The organism is Vibrio sp. 10N.222.49.C9, assembly GCF_041474985.1.
Lineage (GTDB): Bacteria > Pseudomonadota > Gammaproteobacteria > Enterobacterales > Vibrionaceae > Vibrio > Vibrio crassostreae_C.
The window spans coordinates 1-436 of record NZ_JBFRVD010000944.1 but is presented as its reverse complement, the minus strand read 5'-3'; the positions used below and the strand labels follow the sequence as shown (position 1 = coordinate 436).

Annotated in this window: 1 protein-coding gene; it reads left to right on the top strand. The window is 46.1% G+C overall.

Annotation, left to right across the window (positions count from 1 at the left end):
- The coding region (locus AB4585_RS26335) for a hypothetical protein (protein ID WP_372171708.1) at positions 1-436 on the top strand (436 nt) is incomplete at both ends.

Here is a 436-nt window from a genome sequence, read left to right as displayed (position 1 = left end):
CAGTTAACGGGTGAGGTTGCGAGCGGTGCAGCCGGCAGTACCACCGTGCGCTGTATGAGTGATTCAATGCCAAAGGGGACGGTGCTGACTAAGACTGTGGTGATTACGACTCAATCTGAGTTTGAATTGCGAATGCAAAAGGTAATGAAGTCCTCAAATGGTGCTACTGCAGAAAGTGAGCGCAAGTTAGCCGATCTTCAGGCAATGAGAAATTCTGAAGCGGGTGCTCGAATGAAGGTGCTCGTGACTATGGGTGCTTACATCAGTGGTGATGATCTAGATGAGTTAGATGAGAGTCAGCGTAGAGTGATCACTGCAATGAATAATAACAATGTGGTGCTCTATAAAGACGATGTTGACTCGCTGGGTCTGAATGTTTTTCTAGTTCATTTGCCAATGAATTTTCACCCACTGGAAGACAAGAAGCGATACTACT